Origin of the sequence: Flavobacterium sp. CECT 9288, assembly GCF_918731615.1 — a bacterium.
In the GTDB taxonomy this organism is placed as follows: Bacteria; Bacteroidota; Bacteroidia; order Flavobacteriales; family Flavobacteriaceae; genus Flavobacterium.
Window position 1 is genome coordinate 1637464 of record NZ_OU957226.1, and the last position, 20442, is coordinate 1657905.

Annotated in this window: 16 protein-coding genes; 3 read left to right on the forward strand and 13 right to left on the reverse strand. The window is 33.4% G+C overall.

Going from position 1 to position 20442, the window contains the following annotated elements; all coding sequences use genetic code 11:
- Positions 1–5: 5 nt before the first annotated feature.
- From LQ189_RS07155 to LQ189_RS07190, 8 genes are read right to left on the reverse strand one after another with little or no spacing between them, the layout of a single operon-like run.
- Entirely contained in the window at positions 6–1121 is a 1116-nt protein-coding gene (locus tag LQ189_RS07155) for an efflux RND transporter periplasmic adaptor subunit (protein ID WP_230155363.1), read from the reverse strand.
- Positions 1122–1131: 10 nt separating this feature from the next.
- Complete coding sequence (locus LQ189_RS07160) at positions 1132–5466, reverse strand: CusA/CzcA family heavy metal efflux RND transporter (RefSeq protein ID WP_230155365.1); 4335 nt, start codon at positions 5464–5466, stop codon at positions 1132–1134.
- Positions 5467–5523: 57 nt separating this feature from the next.
- Positions 5524–6918 (reverse strand): HAMP domain-containing sensor histidine kinase, encoded by a 1395-nt coding sequence (locus LQ189_RS07165; RefSeq protein WP_230155367.1) that lies wholly within the window; start codon positions 6916–6918, stop codon positions 5524–5526.
- A gap of 6 nt (positions 6919–6924) precedes the next feature.
- Positions 6925–7587 carry a response regulator transcription factor gene (locus tag LQ189_RS07170; RefSeq protein ID WP_210789487.1) on the reverse strand — a complete coding sequence of 221 codons (663 nt, stop codon included), beginning with the start codon at positions 7585–7587 and terminating at the stop codon, positions 6925–6927.
- A 25-nt stretch (positions 7588–7612) separates the two neighbouring features.
- Positions 7613–8989, reverse strand: coding sequence for a DUF3570 domain-containing protein (locus LQ189_RS07175; RefSeq protein WP_230155369.1), 1377 nt, complete (start codon positions 8987–8989; stop codon positions 7613–7615).
- A 39-nt stretch (positions 8990–9028) separates the two neighbouring features.
- A complete protein-coding gene (locus tag LQ189_RS07180) occupies positions 9029–9241 on the reverse strand; it encodes a DUF4266 domain-containing protein (protein WP_086453315.1) in 213 nt (70 codons plus the stop codon).
- Positions 9242–9252: 11 nt separating this feature from the next.
- Positions 9253–10239 (reverse strand): FAD:protein FMN transferase, encoded by a 987-nt coding sequence (locus LQ189_RS07185; protein ID WP_230155371.1) that lies wholly within the window; start codon positions 10237–10239, stop codon positions 9253–9255.
- Entirely contained in the window at positions 10236–10673 is a 438-nt protein-coding gene (locus LQ189_RS07190) for a thioredoxin family protein (RefSeq protein ID WP_230155373.1), read from the reverse strand. Before LQ189_RS07190 ends, LQ189_RS07185 begins: the two co-directional genes overlap by 4 nt.
- Positions 10674–10832: 159 nt before the next feature.
- On the opposite strand from LQ189_RS07190, the gene LQ189_RS07195 reads away from it, so the two are divergent.
- The 3 genes from LQ189_RS07195 (at position 10833) to LQ189_RS07205 (ending at position 14315) form a co-directional block, all read left to right on the forward strand.
- The gene (locus tag LQ189_RS07195; protein WP_230155374.1) at positions 10833–12932 is read left to right on the forward strand and encodes an LTA synthase family protein; all 2100 of its coding nucleotides are present in this window, start codon (positions 10833–10835) and stop codon (positions 12930–12932) included.
- An 88-nt stretch (positions 12933–13020) separates the two neighbouring features.
- Positions 13021–13449 (forward strand): hypothetical protein, encoded by a 429-nt coding sequence (locus LQ189_RS07200; protein ID WP_230154403.1) that lies wholly within the window; start codon positions 13021–13023, stop codon positions 13447–13449.
- A 14-nt stretch (positions 13450–13463) separates the two neighbouring features.
- Positions 13464–14315, forward strand: a complete 852-nt coding sequence (locus LQ189_RS07205; protein WP_221917391.1) for an IS3 family transposase — start codon at positions 13464–13466, stop codon at positions 14313–14315.
- A 63-nt stretch (positions 14316–14378) separates the two neighbouring features.
- On the opposite strand, the gene LQ189_RS07210 is transcribed toward LQ189_RS07205, so the two are convergent.
- The 5 genes from LQ189_RS07210 to fabG form a co-directional block, all read right to left on the reverse strand.
- Positions 14379–15377, reverse strand: coding sequence for a zinc dependent phospholipase C family protein (locus LQ189_RS07210; protein WP_230155376.1), 999 nt, complete (start codon positions 15375–15377; stop codon positions 14379–14381).
- Positions 15378–15515: 138 nt separating this feature from the next.
- On the reverse strand, positions 15516–16403 hold the full coding sequence (locus LQ189_RS07215; RefSeq protein ID WP_230158643.1) for a YeiH family protein: 888 nt from the start codon (positions 16401–16403) through the stop codon (positions 15516–15518).
- A 162-nt stretch (positions 16404–16565) separates the two neighbouring features.
- A complete protein-coding gene (locus LQ189_RS07220; protein ID WP_230155377.1) occupies positions 16566–17462 on the reverse strand; it encodes a LysR family transcriptional regulator in 897 nt (298 codons plus the stop codon).
- A gap of 12 nt (positions 17463–17474) precedes the next feature.
- Entirely contained in the window at positions 17475–19502 is a 2028-nt protein-coding gene (locus tag LQ189_RS07225) for a hypothetical protein (RefSeq protein ID WP_230155378.1), read from the reverse strand.
- A 94-nt stretch (positions 19503–19596) separates the two neighbouring features.
- Positions 19597–20343: a 3-oxoacyl-[acyl-carrier-protein] reductase gene (fabG, locus tag LQ189_RS07230; RefSeq protein ID WP_144890891.1), complete on the reverse strand. Its 747-nt coding sequence runs from the start codon at positions 20341–20343 to the stop codon at positions 19597–19599.
- Positions 20344–20442 lie beyond the last annotated feature (99 nt).

The window sequence follows — 20442 nt, forward strand, 5'->3', positions numbered from 1 at the left end:
TTTTATTAATTAACCAAATCAAAAACTCCTTTTGTTAATAGTCTTGAAGAAGCAGATATTGTTGTGTTTGGCAGTATTTCGACAAACTTTTCAGACTTCGAACCAACAGTAACACTTACTTTCTGGAACGAATATCCATTTTTTTCATTCTTGACTAAAAGTACAAAATTTTTATTGTTTTCTGTCACCAATGCTTCAGCAGGAATCGCTAAACCTTCTTTAGAATCGATAATTATTTCAGATTCTACAAACATTCCTGTCAAAAGCTTTTGTTTTATGGCATCGTCTAAATGTCCATGAATATTAATCGTCCTGTCGTTTCCTTCAATTGATTTTCCTACTAAATGTACTTCGGCATTAAACACTTCTTTTGATGCTTCGGGAACTTTAAATTGTATTTTTTGTCCAATTTTCACATTCAAAATATCTTTTTCAAAAACGGCTAATTCTAAATGCAAGTGATCCGTATCAACAATTTCTAAAATCACATCCGAAGGCGCTACATACATACCTACATTGGCATTCATAATCACAATATCACCTGTTATTGGAGAAAAAATGGTGATTGTTGAAGTCAAAATTCCTCTCTCCACATTTCTAGGATTAATATTCAAAAGCAACAATTTGGCTCTTAAACTTTGATGCATAGCTTTGGCTCTTTTATAGTCGCTTTCGGCTTTTAAGTAGTTTTTTTGCGAAGTAATTTTTTCATCGTACAAGGTTTTTTGGCGGTCGTATTCTGATTTCAAGAAATTCAATTGCTCCGCTACTTCCATATACTCTTTTTGAATATCCAGAAATTCGGTGTTTTGCAAAGTCAATAAAGCTTGACCTTTTGTGACTCTATTTCCAACCAAAAGCGTTGTCGATTTTACGTAACCACCCATAAAAGTGTTCACTTTAGCTCGGTTTTGTGGCGGTACATCAATATTTCCGGATGCTTTTACGGTAACATCAAAATCCTGTTCTGTTGGACTCCCAATCTCCATTCCCGAGGTTTTGAATTGAGTTTCAGATACTGTAATTAAACCGTTATCTTTTGGTTCTGATTCTTCTGTTTTCGCTTCTTTGCAAGAAAATAAAAAAAGAGATAAAGTAATTATATAGAGTGCGTTTTTCATTGGTAAAATATTAAAAATTGAGGTATTGTAAATCTAATTGGGTTTGGTTGAATTGCAAAATAGTATCTAAATAATCCACTTGAATAGTTGTGGCATTTTCTAGACTTTGGATGTATTGAAAGAAATCAATTTCACCATGTTTGTAGCTGTTATTTCCAACTTTTATAATCTCATCCGATAATTTTTTTCCGTATTGATTGTAGTAGTTTATTGCTTCTTGATGCTTTGCTAATTCATTCTTTTTTTGAGTGATGTACTTCTCTATTTTTGTGGCTTCATTTTGCTTTTGTTGTTCCCAACTTTGCAATTCAAGCTTTGCTACTTTACTTTTTGCTACTTGTCCTGAGAATAAAATGGGTACCGCAACCCCAACTTGAAAACCATACAACGACTGCGATAATCCATTATTTCTACCTTGAAAATAATCTAGGTTAATATCCGGAAGCCAATGTTGTTTTTGCAACATAATTTGGCTTTTGTAATTAGATGTAATACTTTCTAAATAAGCAACATATATCGCTTTACTTGTTTCATCAATAGAAGATTCTAAGGGTATAATTTTATTGCTTTTTACCACAATTGTTTCATCGTTTTGAAGTAAGGATTGTAACAGTTCGTATTGTGCTTTTTTGTCATTCTCAATTTGTGAAAGCTTGGTTCTTATTTGCCTAAACTTGGCTTGAGCCGTAATTTTTTCCAGATAATTTGTTTCTCCTAATTCAAAACGCCTATCGCTGGCTTTGGAGAAATTTTGATACAAACTATCCAAATACTGATAGAGTTTTTCTTGATGTTGCAAATAAACAATGTGCTGATACGATTTGGCTACAGCCAAAGAAAGTTTGTTTTTCTGAATTTCAAAATTTGCTTTTTCCTTTTCATATTCAGATGAAAATACTTTTTTCTGCGCCCCATAAACCGTTGGGAAAGCAAAACGTTGTTGCACGCCAAAAACACGCAAGGGCAGTTCATTCAATGCCAAATTATTTTGATCGTAACTGTAATAAATATTGGTTTTATCAAAAGTATTCGCCGATTTGATATTAGCTTTAGTCTTATCCACTTGCAATTGAGCCGCTTTAATTCCTTTATTGTTTTGCATTGCTTTCGACAATAAATTATCTAATTCTGGATTAGTATTTTGCGAGAAAGCAAATGATGTACTCAACAGTAACAAAATGATAAAAGTAGTAGTTTGATTCTTTTTGAACTTTGCTTTTTTGAAAGACTGACCTTCAAAAACTTTGTATAAAATAGGCAATACAATCATGGTTAAAATAGTTGCCGTAAACAATCCACCAATAACAACCGTTGCCAAAGGTCGCTGTACTTCGGCTCCAGCCGAAGATGAAATTGCCATTGGTAAAAATCCTAGTGCGGCAGCAGCTGCAGTCAATAATACCGGACGCAATCTATCTGTAGTTCCCTTCAAAATTAATTCATCCATGTCTTTCATTCCTTGATGTTTAAGTTCTTTAAAATGTTCGATTAGGACAATTCCGTTTAAAACTGCAATTCCGAAAAGTGCAATGAAACCAACCCCTGCTGAAATACTAAACGGCAAATCACGCAGCCATAAAAACAAAACACCACCAACTGCTGACAACGGAATTGCTGAATAGACCATTAACGCCTCTTTCACGGATCCAAATGCAAAATACAAAAGGATAAAAATCAAAAATAAAGCGATAGGAACTGCTATCATCAATCGGGCTTTGGCACTTTGTAAATTCTCAAATTGCCCGCCGTATTTTACGTAATAACCTGCTGGTAATTTGATTTTGTTTTCAACAATTTGCTGAATATCGGTAACTACACTCTGTAAATCACGATTCCTAACGTTGATTCCCACTACAATTCTTCTATTGGTATTATCTCTAGAAATTTTCGCAGGACCTTCAGTATATTCGATCGAAGCCAACTCGCGCAAGGGAATTTGTTCGCCGTTTGGAGTTGGAACGTATAAATTACGTAAATCCTCAATATCTCGTCGGTTGGTTTGATCCAAACGCACAACCATATCAAAACGTTTTTCGCCTTCAAAAACAGTTCCAACGGTTTTTCCGGCAAAGCCAAGGGCAATCATTTCGTTCAAATCAGCAACATTCAACCCATAACGGGCAATTTTCGAACGATCATAAACTACGGACATTTGTGGTAAACCTTCCGTTTTTTCGATGATAATATCCGAAGCACCTTCTACTTTTGCAATTGAATTTTTAATTTCCTCAGCCTTTTCAGCCAAAATAGTTAGGTCTTCGCCAAAAACTTTAACAGCAACATCAGAACGGGTGCCCGAAATTAATTCGTTGAAACGCATTTCTATCGGCTGCGTAAATTCGATTTCCATATTTGGAATTTGATTTTCTAAAGCTTCTTTTATTTTATCTGCCAATTCATCTTTGGTAGCAGCCGAAGTCCATTCGGATTTTGGTTTTAATTTCACAATGACATCGCTTTCTTCCATAGACATCGGGTCAGTAGGCACTTCAGCAGCACCAATTCTACTCACAACTTGAGTGACCTCTGGGAAATTTTTAAGGATTATTTTTTCAATTTTTGTAGTAATTGCAATTGTCTTAGTCAATGATGTTCCTGTTTTTAAAACGGGCTGAATTACAAAATCGCCTTCGTCAAGAGTAGGAATAAATTCTCCACCCATGGTTGCAAAAAGACCAGCAGCCAGCAGTAATAAACCAAGCGCGCCATATAAAACCTTTTTGGTATTGGCTATAGCCCAAGTAATAATAGGAAAATACCAAGAATTCAATTTACGGATTAACCTGCTGGATAATGAATTTGGATTTTCTTCTTTTGGTTTCAAAAACAATGAAGAAACGACAGGAACGTAGGTAAAACAAAAAATCATAGCGCCTAACAAAGCAAAACTAAACGTCATTGCCATTGGTTTGAACATTTTACCTTCGATTCCGGATAAGGATAAAATTGGAATAAAAACAATTAGAATAATCAATTGGCCAAAAATAGCCGAATTCATCATTTTAGAAGCGCTTTTATAGGTGATTTGGTCAATCTCTAACTGGCGTTCTTCCTTACTAAGATTTCCTAAATGAGCTGATTTACTGGCTATTTGGAACGCAATAAATTCGACAATAATCACAGCACCATCGATGATAATTCCAAAATCTATCGCACCCAAACTCATTAAATTGGCATCGATTCCAAATATATTCATGAACGAAATGGCAAACAACAAACATAATGGAATTACAGAGGCCACAACCAAGCCAGAACGCCAATTTCCTAGCAATAGTACCACAACAAAAATTACGATTAAGCATCCTAAAATCAAGTTTTCGGCAACGGTAAAAGTCGTTTTCCCTACTAACTCGCTTCGTTCTAAAAATCCGTTGATGTAAACTCCCTCAGGAAGTGATTTCTGAATTTCGGTAACTCTAGTCTTTACATCATCAATAACTTGTTTGGAGTTTCCGCCCTTTAGCATCATGACTTGACCCAAAACTTTTTCACCTTCGCCATTGCCAGTGATGGCACCAAAACGATTGGCATGACCGTAACGAATTTGCGCAACATTCTTGATGTAAACCGGCAAACCATTTGTAGTTGTAACCACAATATTGCCGATATCTTCTAGTGAATTAACTTTACCTTCGCCTCTGATAAAATAACTTTGATTCACTTTTTCAATATAGGCACCGCCTGCAATACTATTGTTTTTTTCCAAAGCGGTGAAAACATCAGCGGTAGTAATGTGCATCGCTTTTAAACTCGATGGACTAATTGCAATTTCATATTGTTTTAAAAATCCGCCCCATGTGTTAATTTCCACAACACCTTTAATTCCAGATAACTGGCGTTTTACTACCCAATCCTGAATGGTGCGTAAATCTGTTACTGAATAATTATTCTTAAATTCTGGTTTAACTTCTAAAGTATATTGATAGATTTCTCCTAGTCCTGTGGTAATTGGACCCATTTCTGGTGTACCAAAACCTTGCGGAATTTTCTCAGAAGCTGTTTTAATTTTCTCTGCGATAAGTTGTCTTGGAAGATAGGTTCCTAAATTCTCATCAAAAACAATGGTGACTACAGACAAACCAAATTTAGAAATCGATCGAATTTCCTTTACGCCAGGCAAATTAGCCATTTCTATTTCAACCGGATAAGTAATAAATTGTTCAATATCTTGTGTAGAAAGATTACGAGAAGTTGTGATTACCTGAACTTGGTTATTGGTGACATCTGGAACTGCACCAATTGAAATTTGGAAAACAGAAAAGAGACCAAATCCAAAAATTCCGAGTGTGAATAGTAAAACAATGAGTTTGTTTTTTAAACTGAAAGCAATTATTTTTTCAAGCATTTTAATCTTTTTTTATACCTCAAAAGTAAGGTTTAAAGATAGGTATTTCCTTAAGAACTACTTAAGGTGTGCTTCAAATAATCTTAAAATTATCGTAGTTCCTTTGTTTTCTTGACTGCTAATTGCAATATCAATGTTCAGTAAAGTACATAGTCTTTTTACAATAGAAAGTCCTAAACCGGTGCCTTTAATTTCGGGATGACTACTGGATTGAGATCTGTAAAATTGATTAAAAATTTTATCTACATCTTCGGCAGGAATTCCTATCCCAGTATCACTAATTTGGCATTCAATTATAGAGTCAACTTCTTTCAAAACTACTGTCAAGTTTCCGTTTTGATTCGAATATTTTAAAGCGTTCGATATTAAATTATTAATTACAATCGAAAATAAATACCCATCTGTTTCTGTGTAATATTCTGCCGAAAAATTGGTAATAACATTGATTTTCTTGCTTTGAATAATTGCTGAAAATCGAGAAATAGTGTCTAAAAACAAGGCGTTTAAATATACTTTTTCTGTTTTTAATGTCTGTTTTTGATTTTCAAAACGAGCTAATAATAACAATTGATCTACTAAGTTATTCAAGCGGTTTACTTCGTTGACACAAAAGTTTATTTTTTCGGTATATTCAGCGTGTTCTCTCGGTTTTCTGATCAAAACTTCGAGTGTTCCTTTGATAACTGTTAGTGGAGTTCTGAGTTCATGCGATGCATCAGAAGTGAATTGTTTTTCTCGTTCTACAGCAGTTTCAATGCGGTCCAACAAATTATTTATTGTTTGCGATAAAACATATAATTCATCTTTTTGAAAAGGCAATACAATTCGCGAAGTCAAATTGTCTTTTGTAATATCGTTTGAAGTAGTAATGATGGAACTAATTGGCTTTATAAAGCGACCAGCAATAAAACGAGCCAGAAAAAAAAGTACTAATAAAATTAGAGGATAAGTAATAATCAATACTTTGGAGATATTATCAAGAACCATCGTAGCATCTTCAAGCGACATAGCAACGATTAAATATCCAATAATTTTAGATTTATTGTAAATGGGAACTTGCATCTGCCTGATGGCGCTATTGGCTAGAACATCATCATAAAGTACATTTGAAACATGCTTAGGATCAAAAGACAAAGTCATATTTTTAAGATTTGGTGACTTTTCAATTAATTTTCCATCTTGATCAATAAATTGAATAAAAACAGGATTCACATCAAGTGTGTTGTGTTCGCGTTCCTTCCATTCCTCTTTATGAGTCAAATGAAATGAATTGCCAACGACTTCGATTTCGGTTAAATGCTTGTCTGCCTCGCTTTTAATATCAGTGTTGACATGATTGTAGACACTAAATTTTACGATTGAATAGATAATACAAAACACCACAAAAATCAATAAAGCAGTGGTGACAATATAATTGAAAGCAATTCTATTTTTAAATGAAAGTTGTTGCATTTTTATTTAATCATTAGCGATATAGCCTACTCCACGAATAGTTTTTATATTGTCTTGTTCTAATTTTAAATTCAGTTTTTTACGAATTGCATTCATAAAAACATCAATAACACCAGTGTCATATTCAAAATGAATGTCCCAAACATCTTCAATAATTTGTGTTCTGGTACAAACTTTACCTTTATTTTTAATTAAATATGTCAAAAGCTCAAATTCCCGTTGTGTAAAGGCAACTTCCGCATTGTTTACTAAAACCCTATGCTGCGCTAAGTCAATTGTTATGCTTCCTAAAGTGAGTTTTGTAATCTCACCTTGATTCCTAAAATGGATCTTGATTCGTTCTAATAATTCATCAAAACTAAAAGGTTTTTTGATATAATCATTGGCTCCTGCTTTCAACCCCTCAATAGTTTCTTGAACCGTATCTTTAGCAGTTAAAAAAATAATGGGTGTAGTATTATTTTTTAACCGAATGGCTTTGCACAACTCTAAACCTGTCATTTTGGGCAACATCCAATCTAATAAAATGAGGTCAAAATTTTCCTTTTGGATTTTCTCAAATGCAAGACTCCCATCAGCAGCGCTGCTCACGGTATAGCCTTCTTCTTCTAATCCTTGTTTCAAAAACTGAATAATCCCAGCCTCATCCTCTACAATTAATAAGTGCATGTTTCTTTTTTTGTAAAATTAAGCTTTATTGCATTATAAATTTAAATGCAACGGTTGCAATATCGGCTGTAAGATTATCACTTCGTTTGTAATGATTGAATCTAAAATCAATATTTTTCAATCCAAATTTCCAAACTTTTGCAACTGTGAAAATATCGGTATAATTCACTCCAAAACCATATTGATTGGCATCAAAAGTAGCTAAATCAGCGTCTGACGTATAAAATTTTTCAGTTGACAAATGGGTTTCGTAAGGCGCATAATATTTAGACTGTGTTTGTGTATAATACCTATACATTGGAAAAACCGTAAACTTATCCGTCAGTTTTACCGGAACTTCAATACTCGCGGTATGCGATTGTATGTCCCAATTATCTGAATAATAGCGGTAATAGGTTCGCAAAGCAACACGTTCATTTACATAATAATTCAATCGTGCTCCAATTGGAAGTTTAAAACGATTATCAGGCAATCGCTCAATATCATCGGCTAATTGATACGTTCCTTTATTGTTTTCATTGGTATAATTAGCAATAAATTGCGGCTGCCCTACATAAAAGTTTGCTTTATCAGCAAAATACATTCTGTGATACGGTGAGGATAAAAGTCCTTGTTGTTGCAACACATCAAAGAAAAATGAAACTTGTAATTTCTTGGTTAAAACCTGTGAAAATCCAAATGAAGCCGAAAATGAATTCCTATTAACTGCAGTAACTGGCTTAAAAGCACTCGGTAAATAAGCTGTCGAAGCTTGTCCGTTTTGATCCCAAATAGTTCTACCATTGAAAATACCTTGACTTAAAAAATTATTTCCATTACCATCAAAATCTGATAATTCTTTTGGGTAAATAGGTCTCCATTGGTCCAAATAGGCATTCACTTTTACGCTAAGCTCTGTGTTTTTTTCATTGAACAAACGTGCTACTCCACCACCTACTCCAACGGAAGTGTAATCATACTCATTAGAAAAAGATACATCTCCGTTCCAAATAAGATCTCGTGAATCACTACTATGGCTGTAATTAGCTACGATAGATGTAAGCTGATCGCTCTGTGATGCACCTGAAGAGGCTTGCCAAGGCGTACCGTTGGTCGTATCGTACGGATTGATATTACTTGAGGAAGCTGACGAGTAAGCCGAAATACCCAAATCAATAGTTAAAACATCATCATCATTTAATGGCATTGCCACTACAATATTTGAAGCTACATCAGTAAGTTTTTCAGAACCAAGCCCACCTGAAACAGCCGATCTTGAACCATCTTGCGTATAGTAACTTGCCAAAAAATCAACTTCGGTAGTTTCTAATACGCGCTTTTTAAATGCAGGTTCCTTGGCTGTATCTTGTGCAAATGCAGTTGCTGTACCAATAAGCAAGAGTGCTATAATTTTTATCTTCATTTTTAATTGAATTGCTATTAAAGTCAAATATTTGCAAGGTTAGTTGCAACCACAGCCACCACCTGATTTACCACCATTCGCTCCAGCTGAAGCTTCACGATATACTTGAAAAGAAGTTTCATAACGTTCTGCCGTTCTTGCTGATAGCTTCATATCAGGATCGTTAATTTTTTCTTTTTCATATTCCTTTACGGAGCTACAAGATTGCAAAACAAACAATCCTACTAGTATTAATCCTAATTTCTTTATCATCGCACTACTATTTAATTGATTGCATTTTTGGTATCTATTCCTTTTGAGGAATGAACTTTACCCGTATCATCTACAATGATGCACTCTACTCCTTTTATTTGATTGACTAAATCCAAACCAACGTCTACTCCAAGCACAAAAATTCCTGTAGCTAAGGCATCTGCAATTTCTGTTTGCTTTGCAAATACAGACACACTTACAATTCCCGTGGCAGGATAACCAGTTCTTGGATCAATGATGTGTGAGTATCTTTTGCCATTAAAAACAACAAATTTCTCGTAGTTTCCTGAAGTCTCCACCGCACTATCGGTTAGTGGAAAAGTGGCGAAAATTTTATTTCTATTTACGGGATTTACAATTCCTACTGTCCATGGTTTCCCGTCAGGTTGCTTTCCCCACGCATTTATATCACCTGAAACATTTATGATTCCTGACAAACATCCTTTAGAAAATAATAAACTCTTTATTTTGTCGGCTATGTACCCTTGTCCTATTCCTCCTAATCCTAACTTCATTCCTTCTAATTTCAGAAAAATGGTCTGCTCTTTAGGATCTAATATGATGTTTTGATAGCCAATTTTTTCTACTGATTTTTTAATGGCTTCTTCAGTAGGCATTACTTTCATTGTCCCGTCAAACTTCCAGATTTTATCCATCGAAGCATACGAAATATCAAAAGCTCCATTGGTTAACTTCGAAATTTTTATAGCTCTTTCGACCAATTCAAAAACTTCTTTGTCCACTTTAACTGGCTTAATACCCGCATTTTTATTGACTTGAGAAATTTGAGTGGTGGGAATCCAATCTGAGATTAAGTTCTCTATTCGTTTTGATTCGGCTATAGCCAAATCTATATAAACGTTGGCGGAAATTGTATCTTTTGCAACGGCAGTAACCTCAAATGGGCTCCCTAACATAAACAACTTGCGTTTGTGAATGATTTGTGACTGTGCCGAAAGACTACAAATAACTGCTATTAAAAAGGCTATCTTTTTCATTTTTGTTCGAAAGAATGAATCAATTGAATATACTCTTGTGGACTCACGTTTTTATAACCACTAATTCCTAATATTGAACCTGCAGGATTTAACAACAGTACCAGCGGAAAATTTCCTGCTTTGTTGTATTGCTCAGCTAACTTTTTATTGCTTTCGGTTAATTCTGCTGGCAATAAATTGGCTTTTTTCTTTGGAAAATCCGCTTTGTAAATCACCCATTTTTGAGCAGATTCACTTTTAAACTCTTCCGATTGCCAAATGGTTTTGTCTAATTTTATACAAGGAGCACACCAATCCGATCCTGAGAAAACTAAAAGTATGTTTTTGTTCTCGGCAGCAGCTTGAGCTTTTGCTTCGGTAAAAGATGTTTTCCAGCTTTGTGAAAAACCTATTGTTCCTATCATGAGGAATAAAAAAATAATGGATTTCTTCATTTGACCTTGAATTAAAATTCTCTGTAAAATTATTCATTTTATTGATTGCTGATTTCCACAATGGCCTTTCTTAAGTTAATATTAATTTAGCGAGCAACATTAAGCAAATCTTAAAATATCAATGTTTTAACTACCGTTACATTTTCCGAAAAAAGAATTATGAAGTTTTTTAAGTTAACGGCGCCATTTAATTATTTACTGATGTTCTACCTGACAATTAGTTTGGTAATTCGGCTCGCACTTTATTTTCATCCGATAACACAGTCTTCATTTACTGCTACTGAAACTTTCTCGATTTATATTTTAGGATTTCTTTCGGACGTTTTGGTTTTTATTGTGATTAGCTCATTCTTGTGGCTTTATTTAATATTCATTTCAAACGCCAAATATCATTCTCCTTACGGATATATAATCCTAGGACTTTTTGTAGCAATGCTTTGCTACATAACTTTTGGCAATACTATTTTGAATGAATATGGTAGCGCGTTACCAAAAATTGCAATTGGTTTTCTTTCTATAAAAACAATCCTTTTTGGACTTTTACTTTTTTTACCGAAATATCGTAATACAATTCGGTTTTGGTTGTTCTCTTTTGTTATTTTACTATATGTTCTGTTGATTTTACAAAATGGTATCAGTGAATATTTCTTTTGGAATGAATTTGGTGTTCGCTACAATTTTATTGCAGTCAATTATTTAATTTATACTAATGAAGTAATAGGAAACATCATGGAATCTTATCCCGTAATTCCATTGTTCTCGGCTTTGTTTACATTAGCGGGATTCATTACGTACTTCATTGTCCAAAAATCAAAAAGCTATATAGAAAACATTCCCACTTTTATACAAAAAATTAAAATATCAGGAATCTATCTCTTCCTTTTTGGTGTCGCATTGCTTGCTTTGCCTTATTTATCGATTAAAGAAAATTCGAGAAATGTATTTGCGAATGAGCTACAAGCTAATGGTATTTATAAATTTTATTTTGCTTTCGTACACAGCGAATTGGATTACTTAAAATTTTATAAAACGATACCAACTCAAGAAGCATTTTCTCAGCTAAAGCAACAAATTCCAAATATTACAGACAATAGCTCTTTACGAGACATTCAAAATGTAGCTGCTGAACAACATAAAAATGTTGTTTTAATCACGATTGAAAGTTACAGTGCTGAATTTATGAAAATGTATGGTAACGAAAATGGTATTACTCCCTTTTTAGATAGTTTGGCGACAAAAAGTTTGGTTTTCACCAATCTTTATGCGGCTGGAAATAGAACCGTGAGAGGCCTTGAAGCCGTAACCTTATGCTTTCCTCCTACTGCAGGCGAAAGTGTTGTGAAGCGCGAAGACAATAAAAATAAATTTTCAACAGGGAGCATTTTCAAGCAAAAGGGATATGCAGTTAAATTCATGTATGGAGGTGATGCTTTTTTTGATAAAATGGAGGATTTTTTCACAGGCAATGGCTATGACATTGTAGATAAAAAAACATTTGAACCTAAAGAAATCACTTTTGCCAATATTTGGGGTGTTTGTGACGAAGATATGTATCACAAGGCTATTAAAATAATGAATCAAGAAGCAAAAACAGGTCAACCTTTTTTCAATCACATCATGACTGTTAGCAATCACAGACCATTTACGTACCCGAATGGAAAGATAGACATTCCTGGAGATGCTAAATCACGTGATGGTGGCGTGAAGTATACGGATTATGCTATGTGCAAATTTTTTGAAATGGCACAAAAACAGCCTTGGTTTGCAAACACTGTTTTTGTAATTCTAGCTGATCATTGTGCTTCAAGTGCAGGAAAAACAGAATTACCGGTTGATAAATACCGTATTCCTGCTATGATTTACAGTCCTGGTTATATTGAACCAGCTCAATACACTAACCTAATGTCACAAATAGACGTTATGCCTACGGTATTTGGACTTCTAAATTTTGATTACCAAAGTAAATTTTATGGACAAGACGTACTAAAAGCAGACTATAAACCAAGAGCTTTGATTGCTACGTATCAAGATTTAGGATTAATTAAAGATAACGTTCTAACCATTATTTCACCAAAACAGAGGGTTAAACAATTTGAGTTGCATTTAAAAACAGACCAAAAAGTGGATCCAATTTTTCAAATTTATTACGATCAAGTTCCCTTAAAAAACGAGAGAACCGATCTTGTTAAAGAAACCATTTCCTATTACCAATCGGCATCTGATATCCTAAAGAATAAAAAATATCAAAAAATAAATTAACAAAAAAAAGCGGGTGAAACATAAGTATCACCCGCTTCATTTTTAAATTTGTCCCGTCCTGAAATAGCGATACACAAAAACAATCGTTATGGAAGAATACACGAATTATGTAAAGCGCACCCAGCGAGATAACAGCATGTCCTTAAAACTTCAAATCGTTAGAGAAGTTGAGCAAGGTAGTTCATCAATTACCCAAATTAGAAAACAATATGGCATTCAAAGCCATGCTACAGTTCTGGGCTGGTTACGAAAATTTGGTAACTTTGATTGGGAAAACCAACCCCCTTTGAATATGGCAAAGTCACCCGAACAAAAAATTATGGAACTTGAAGTCCAAGTCAAGCTATTAGAAAAACAAAAGGCTCTTTTAGAACGACAAGCTTACGTTGCAGATAAAAAAGCAATCTTGTTTGACATGATGATTGATTTAGCTGAGAAAGAATATCATATAGATATCCGAAAAAACTCTGCACCCGAACAATCGCCCGCTTTAGAGCAAAAGAACAAAAAACAGTAGCGTTTACCTGTTATTTGTTCGGGATAGACAGACAGGTTTATTATCGAAAGACTAGAAGAATAGCATCCAAACAAAACAAAGCCAAAGAAGTGATTTTGATGGTGAATAATATCAGGAAGACAATGCCTAGAATAGGTACTCGAAAACTATATTATCTTTTGTTTGATAAACTTCAATTAATGAAAATTGGAAGAGATAAGTTCTTTGATATACTCAGAGCCAATCATTTATTGATACATCCTAAACGAAGTTATCATGTAACGACTAACTCACATCATCGATTTAATAAACATCAAAATCGAATTCTAGATTTAGAAATTAACAGACCAGAGCAAGTTTGGGTCTCTGATATAACCTATATAGGAAAAAGAGATAATCCTTGCTATTTAAGCTTAGTCACAGATGCTTATTCTAAAAAGATTATGGGATATTATGTTGCCGATAACATGAACACAGAAAGCAGTTTGAAGGCTTTTAAAATGGCTCTTAAACACAGAAACAACAAAAACTTACCATTGATACATCATTCAGACAGAGGGATTCAATATTGTGCTAATGACTACCAAATGCAACTTAATAAAAATAAAATTCTATGCAGTATGACACAAAACTCTGACCCTTATGAAAATGCAGTGGCAGAAAGGATCAATGGTATTTTAAAACAGGAATTTAGGATTGACAAATACAATCAAAAAGCAGAAATCATGCAAAAAATTGTAAAAGAAGCTATTGATATCTATAATGAAATCAGACCTCATTATTCTAATTACATGCTTACTCCAAATCAGATGCATCACCAAAACAAAATTAAAATGAGAACCTATAAAACAAAAAACAGTAGCAAACCAGAGCTTGCTACTGTCTAAAATTGTACTTTTATTTTTTATTAATCCTGTATCACTTTTTCAGGACTAGACAATTAATACAGCTTATTCTTTATCGCTTGTTAAACCAAAAAGATTCCCTTTCAAGTACGTTTTTATGTCTTTTTTTAGCAATTTGCTATTTCTTTTAGTCAATTCTGGAGTATCTAGACCACTCAAATCAGGTTTTCCTGCATTTACCCAAGCCGTATACCAAAAACTAGCTGTAACAGTTATAGCTTTTCGCATTTGCTTTTCAACCATTCCGTTCATATCAGCATGCAATTGTTTTGCATATTCATCAGAATACATAGTACCTCCGTATTTATTTTTTACAATTTCACCAACTGCATCAGTAACAAAAATTTTGTTTTCAGCCGTAGCAGTTCTTAATTTTTTATCAATGGCTAATAACGGCTCTACTAAACTGTGTGTATCAAAAATCAGATCCCAAGTAGATTTTTCTACATTTTCTAAATACACGCCTTGAGGAACATTGAATTTATAATCCTTAGCAAACAACTCTGGCAAACGACTTTCCCACAAAGAATGAATTCCTTTTTGGTTTGTATTTTGCCCGTCATGATTATCAGATGTATGCAAAGGCATGTGACCATCTGCTATGTAATGCCCTAAATCACCTGCAATAAAAAGAATTTCGTTTTTTCTCTTTTCTTTGAATGCCTTTGTTAATTTTACCATTAAATCTTGAATGTGCCAAGGTAAGATTCCATTTTTGGTTAAAAACTTTTCGTCATATTTTGCTTTAGCTTCTTCCATTGTTTTAGGAAAAGAAGCTGCATCACCAAAGTTTTCCATATCAAAATAATGACGTGGTGGTTCCATTTTATCATTCAAAACATTACGTCTTAAATCTGGAACTGTTGATTCCTGAGTAATAAAATCAATATGATTGTAAAAGAAAGTCTGCAGTGGTTTAGGCAATGCCATTACAGCTGCTCGGTTGATACGTTCATGACCAATTACGCCCCATGAAATTAAAAAAAACGCAACTCCAACTGACGATAATGCAATAAATGTAGATTTAAATTTAAAATTTTTCATTAAATGTTATTTTTTTAGAAAAGCAAATGTATTTCATTAATTTGTGATAATAAAGAAAAACATTTTGAGATTATGTTAAATCATTTCTAAAAAAATTTGACTAAAATATAATGATTAGCTAGATGCTTATTTTTAAATTCAAAACAAGACAATCCATATAAAAGTAAAACTCGCAATACAAACCCAAAGTGTTATTCCTTGAACAAGTGGTCTAAATCCAACTGATTTTAAAACCTTTCTATTTAAACCTGCTCCAATCAAAAATAAGGTAATCGTGAGTCCTATTTTAGAAATGGAAACCAATTGCGGTGCAAAAATCTGCACTTGTGGCAAATATGTATTGGCAACTAGCGCCAAAATAAAGAATCCGATAAAATATGGAATTTTCACTTTACCCGATTTGTTTTTAAAAATAAAAGCCGTGAATAAGGCAACTGGAATAATCCACAATGCCCGTGCTAATTTTACGGTTGTCGCAATTTGTAACGCCTCTGGTCCATATTTACTAGCTGCTCCAATAACGGAGCTAGTATCATGTATAGCGATTGCACACCACATTCCAAAATCACTTTGAGACACATTAAAATAATGACCTATAGCTGGAAATAAAAATAAAGCAACCGAATTTAATATGAATATCACTCCTAAAGCTACTGAGGTTTGTTTTTCGTCAGATTTGATTACTGGTGCAATTGCTGCTATAGCACTTCCACCACAAATTGCTGTTCCACAAGAAATTAAATGAGTTGTTTTACTTTCAACTTTAAACCATTTACCTAACAATGTTCCTAAAATTAATGTGCTTACAATTGAAATAATAGTAAATAAAAAACCTTCTTTTCCTGCGGTAACTGCACTATGAAAATTCATCCCAAATCCTAAACCGACAACTGAAAATTGCAGTAAATAATTAGTAGCTTTTTGATTCCATGCTAAAAAAGGATGCCCAAATACATTAGCCACAATCAATCCTAATCCTAAAGCAATTGGAGGCGAAACAAAAACGGTGGTACAAATTAAAAGCATCCCAACAAAAAAAAGTTGTTGTATAAGTTTACTTTCGCTAAAAAATAAATAGGATTGTTTATGAATATCTTTATGAGGAATTTCCAATGTAAAGTTGTTGAATTAGTACTTTACAAAGGTGCGTACATTAATCTAAAAGCACCAATTGTAAATTATAATCTACTATAACTTTAAATTATAATGATTCGAAATATTTTGAATAAACAATTCAGACAAAGAATCTGTTTTTCCTTGTAATGTAATGATATAAAAATAACGTTCTATTACTAAGTCTTTAATGTCTAGAATAGCCAATTCATTGTTTTGAAGCTCTTTTTGCACCGCATGAATTGACATAAAAGCAACACAGTCAGAGTTCAATAAATACGATTTAATACTTTCAGTACTTCCCAATTGCATTTCTACTTGCAAATCAGAGCCTTTAATTTCAAAAGGTTTTAAAGCATGCTCAATTACTTCAAGTGTTCCTGAACCTTGTTCACGTATTAAAAATTGCATTTTTTTGAGGTCAGTTAGCTCAATCTCATCTTGTTGCACCAGCGGATTGGAGCTATTACAAACTAAAACCAATTCATCTTTTAAAAATGGTATGTATTTTATTAATTTATTTTTAGACTGCCCTTCTACAATGCCCATTTCAATTTCTTGCTGTACCAATGCATACTCAATTTGTTCCGTATTGCCGTTTAACAAACTTACTTTGACGTCCTGTAGTTTTAAATGAAATTTAGCTAATAATGGCGGAATAATATATTGTGAAATTGTTGTACTCGCGCCCAATCGTAATAACCCTGAGCGCTGATTGATAAGCGTGCTCATGTCAAAATCGATCTCACGATACATTTCAAAAATATTTTTGGCATGTTTTAATAATACAGTCCCGGCGTGCGTCAAAGCAATTTTAGAACCATTTCTATCAAACAATTTGATTCCGTATTCTTCTTCTAATTCTTGTATGTGCTTTGAAATGGCAGGTTGAGTGATAAACAATTCAGCTGCGGCTTTTGTAAAACTCAATCGATTGGCAACGGTATAAAAAACTTTTAGTCTAAAATCCATAATAAATCTGAATTATAGTAAACCATTGTATTTACGTACAAACCATTCTGTAGCAAGTGAAATAGCAATAATTATGAGTAACCAAATCCAGTCAATTAATGGTGTTTTAACACTATTGCTTTTTTGAATCGCTTTGTATTCTTGACTTTCGAGTAGGGTTTTTATTAATTGTTCTTCTTGATTTGCAAAAAATACTTTTCCGCTAGTATGAGTTGCTAATTGGCTTAGTTTTTCAACATCTGAATTTACAAATTGCTTTTCAATATCAAAATCTAAAATTTCAAAACTACCTGTATAAGATGTTTTAGAATTCAATTCTTGAACTACAAAATCATAAGATCCCGCCTTTAAACCATCAAGATTGACTTTGTAAGTATTGTTCCCTTTAACTAAATCGTAATTTTTAGTTTGCTTATTGCCTTTATTTTTTAAAGAAATAGATAGTCGAGCTTTTTCATCAAATTCATAATTTTTATTAAAAAACTGTGCCGTTATTTCAATAGGTTCTCCTGAGTTGTAAAAACGTTCATGCTCAACCACCAATGATTTTTTGGAATTGTTTGAAGCTAGAAACTGAATAATTTTATCAAGGAATACATCGTATTTTTCAAAAGATTTGTTAGTCACATGAGACTGTAAACGCCATTTCCAGCTATTCTCTCCCATTAAAAAAGCATTTCTACCGGATTGACTTTCTGCAAAAACCAGTAAAGGCATCTGCGTATCAATTGCTCTAATTCTTGACGATAACAATACGGTAACGCCAGCATTTGTAGTTATAGTGCCAAATGGATTTTGAATAGGAGGCAGATTTTCAAAGCCAATATTTTCAGCAGCAAACAAATTAAATTGATTGTTAAAAACAGGTAAATAATCCTCTTTTTGTCCACTCATTTTAAAATTAAGTGACGTTTGCTGATTGTTCAAAAAATTAAAATCAGTACTATTACCAGTAATAATAAAGCTGTTGATTTTCAATTTTGTATTGGCATCAAAAACTGATTTAAAATCTGAATTAGGTTGATACAAAATCAAAACCGAATATGGTGTTAAATCTTTAATATCGTTTGGTTTAACAACTGTAACTTTACGCTGTACATTAGATTCTATTGCTCGTTTTAAAGCTCCTAAATCCGGATGATTTATTGCTGATACTATTGCAATATTTGTTTTTTGATCTATAACATCAACTGCAAAATTCTTTACATTATTAAAGGTGTTTTTTTCTTTTACCTTTGAAGTAATTGTCGCTTTATAAAGTTGAAGTCCGATTTTATCTGCAGGTAAAAACAACGTTAGGGATTGTGTTCGTTTTGAAGGAGAAAAACGCATGCTTTGCTTATTCAAAATAGTTTTCCCTTGAGACAATGAAAAATCAGCATCCATAGTTTTTGAACCTGAATACTGTAAAAACACCTCTACTGGAAATTTATTTTTATGAAAAGCATACTTATTAACATTCAACTGATTGATTTTAAAATCAAGATAAGTAGCAGTATCTCCTACTACAAGAGGAAATACCCTATTTGATGGATCAAAACTATAAACATAGTCGTTACCTGATGTTTGATTTCCATCAGTAAGCAAAACCGTTGGGAAAACTGTATTTTTAAATATACTTTTTAGATTGTTCGCTACAAGATCAATATTGGTTTGACTGCCTTTAAAATCAATACTTGACAAAGGACTAAAATCCTCAGAAAATTGAAAAACTTGAACGTCAAATTTATCATTCAAAGCCGTATTGTTCTGAATATTTTGGAGAATTGCTTTAGTTTTCTTTTCATTTTTAAGAAAAGCTATAGAACTTGAATTATCAACCACAACAGCAAGAGGCGTCTTTGTGATGATTAAATTATCCCGAGATATAATCGGATTTAGCAATAATAAAAACAGACAAAAAATAGAGGTAAAACGAAAAAAAGCTAAAAACAAACTCAATTTTGACTTGTTTTTAGCTTTATATAAATATTGAAAATATGACAATACGCCCGCTATTAATAATGATAAAACTAATAGTAGCAAGGTAGATGTTGTCATGTAGTGTTTATTAAAATATTTTAAATTTGAAAACTTAAATGTAATCTAGAATTCAATAGAAGTGTAGAATGAATTAAATACTCATTTCACAAAGCTAGGTAAGCATTCCTCCACACACATTCAGTACTTGCCCTGTAACATAAGCACTCATATCCGAAGCAAAGAAAAGACAAGCGTTAGCCACATCCTCTGTAGAGCCACCTCTTTTTAACGGAATTCCATCTCTCCAACCTTTTACAACATCTTCGTTTAACTTTGCAGTCATTTCGGTTTCAATAAATCCAGGCGCAATTACATTACAACGAATATTGCGAGATCCTAATTCCAGTGCTACAGACTTTGAAAAACCAATAACTCCAGCCTTAGATGCTGCATAGTTCGTTTGTCCTGCATTACCTTTTACCCCTACCACTGAACTCATATTAATAATTGAACCAGCACGTTGCTTTAAAAAAGTACGTTGAATCGCTTTTGTCATATTAAAAACCGATTTCAAATTCACATCCATCACGTTGTCAAAATCTTCTTCGGACATACGCATCAATAAATTATCTTTTGTGATTCCAGCATTATTAATCAATACGTCAACCGTTCCAAAATCGGCCAAAACAGCATCCACAAATGTTTGCGCTTCATTAAAATCTGCAGCGTTTGATTGATATCCTTTTGCTTTAATACCTAGAGCGTTTAACTCATTTTCTAAAGCCATCGCAGATTCTACTGATGAACTATATGTAAAAGCAACATTGGCTCCATGTTTAGCAAAAACCTCTGCAATCCCTTTTCCAATTCCGCGACTTGCGCCTGTGATAATGGCAACTTTTCCTTCTAGTAATTTCATATTCAAAAATTAGTTTATTTTTTATTTGAAGCTATTCCTGCTATTCACTGCAATCTTTTAGGTCCGCTGTCGCTTACCCAAAAGGATTTCCGTTGCTAT

Excerpts from the sequence above, each read along its gene's own strand:
- LQ189_RS07195 (WP_230155374.1), top strand. The coding sequence starts at position 10,833 with ATGAAGTTTTTTAAGTTAACGGCGCCATTTAATTATTTACTGATGTTC.
- LQ189_RS07180 (WP_086453315.1), bottom strand. The coding sequence starts at position 9,241 with ATGATAAAGAAATTAGGATTAATACTAGTAGGATTGTTTGTTTTGCAA.
- LQ189_RS07160 (WP_230155365.1), bottom strand. The coding sequence starts at position 5,466 with ATGCTTGAAAAAATAATTGCTTTCAGTTTAAAAAACAAACTCATTGTT.
- LQ189_RS07215 (WP_230158643.1), bottom strand. The coding sequence starts at position 16,403 with ATGCTTTTAATTTGTACCACCGTTTTTGTTTCGCCTCCAATTGCTTTA.
- LQ189_RS07210 (WP_230155376.1), bottom strand. The coding sequence starts at position 15,377 with ATGAAAAATTTTAAATTTAAATCTACATTTATTGCATTATCGTCAGTT.
- LQ189_RS07225 (WP_230155378.1), bottom strand. The coding sequence starts at position 19,502 with ATGACAACATCTACCTTGCTACTATTAGTTTTATCATTATTAATAGCG.
- LQ189_RS07185 (WP_230155371.1), bottom strand. The coding sequence starts at position 10,239 with ATGAAAAAGATAGCCTTTTTAATAGCAGTTATTTGTAGTCTTTCGGCA.
- LQ189_RS07200 (WP_230154403.1), top strand. The coding sequence starts at position 13,021 with ATGGAAGAATACACGAATTATGTAAAGCGCACCCAGCGAGATAACAGC.
- LQ189_RS07175 (WP_230155369.1), bottom strand. The coding sequence starts at position 8,989 with ATGAAGATAAAAATTATAGCACTCTTGCTTATTGGTACAGCAACTGCA.
- LQ189_RS07170 (WP_210789487.1), bottom strand. The coding sequence starts at position 7,587 with ATGCACTTATTAATTGTAGAGGATGAGGCTGGGATTATTCAGTTTTTG.
- LQ189_RS07155 (WP_230155363.1), bottom strand. The coding sequence starts at position 1,121 with ATGAAAAACGCACTCTATATAATTACTTTATCTCTTTTTTTATTTTCT.
- LQ189_RS07165 (WP_230155367.1), bottom strand. The coding sequence starts at position 6,918 with ATGCAACAACTTTCATTTAAAAATAGAATTGCTTTCAATTATATTGTC.
- LQ189_RS07190 (WP_230155373.1), bottom strand. The coding sequence starts at position 10,673 with ATGAAGAAATCCATTATTTTTTTATTCCTCATGATAGGAACAATAGGT.
- LQ189_RS07220 (WP_230155377.1), bottom strand. The coding sequence starts at position 17,462 with ATGGATTTTAGACTAAAAGTTTTTTATACCGTTGCCAATCGATTGAGT.
- fabG (WP_144890891.1), bottom strand. The coding sequence starts at position 20,343 with ATGAAATTACTAGAAGGAAAAGTTGCCATTATCACAGGCGCAAGTCGC.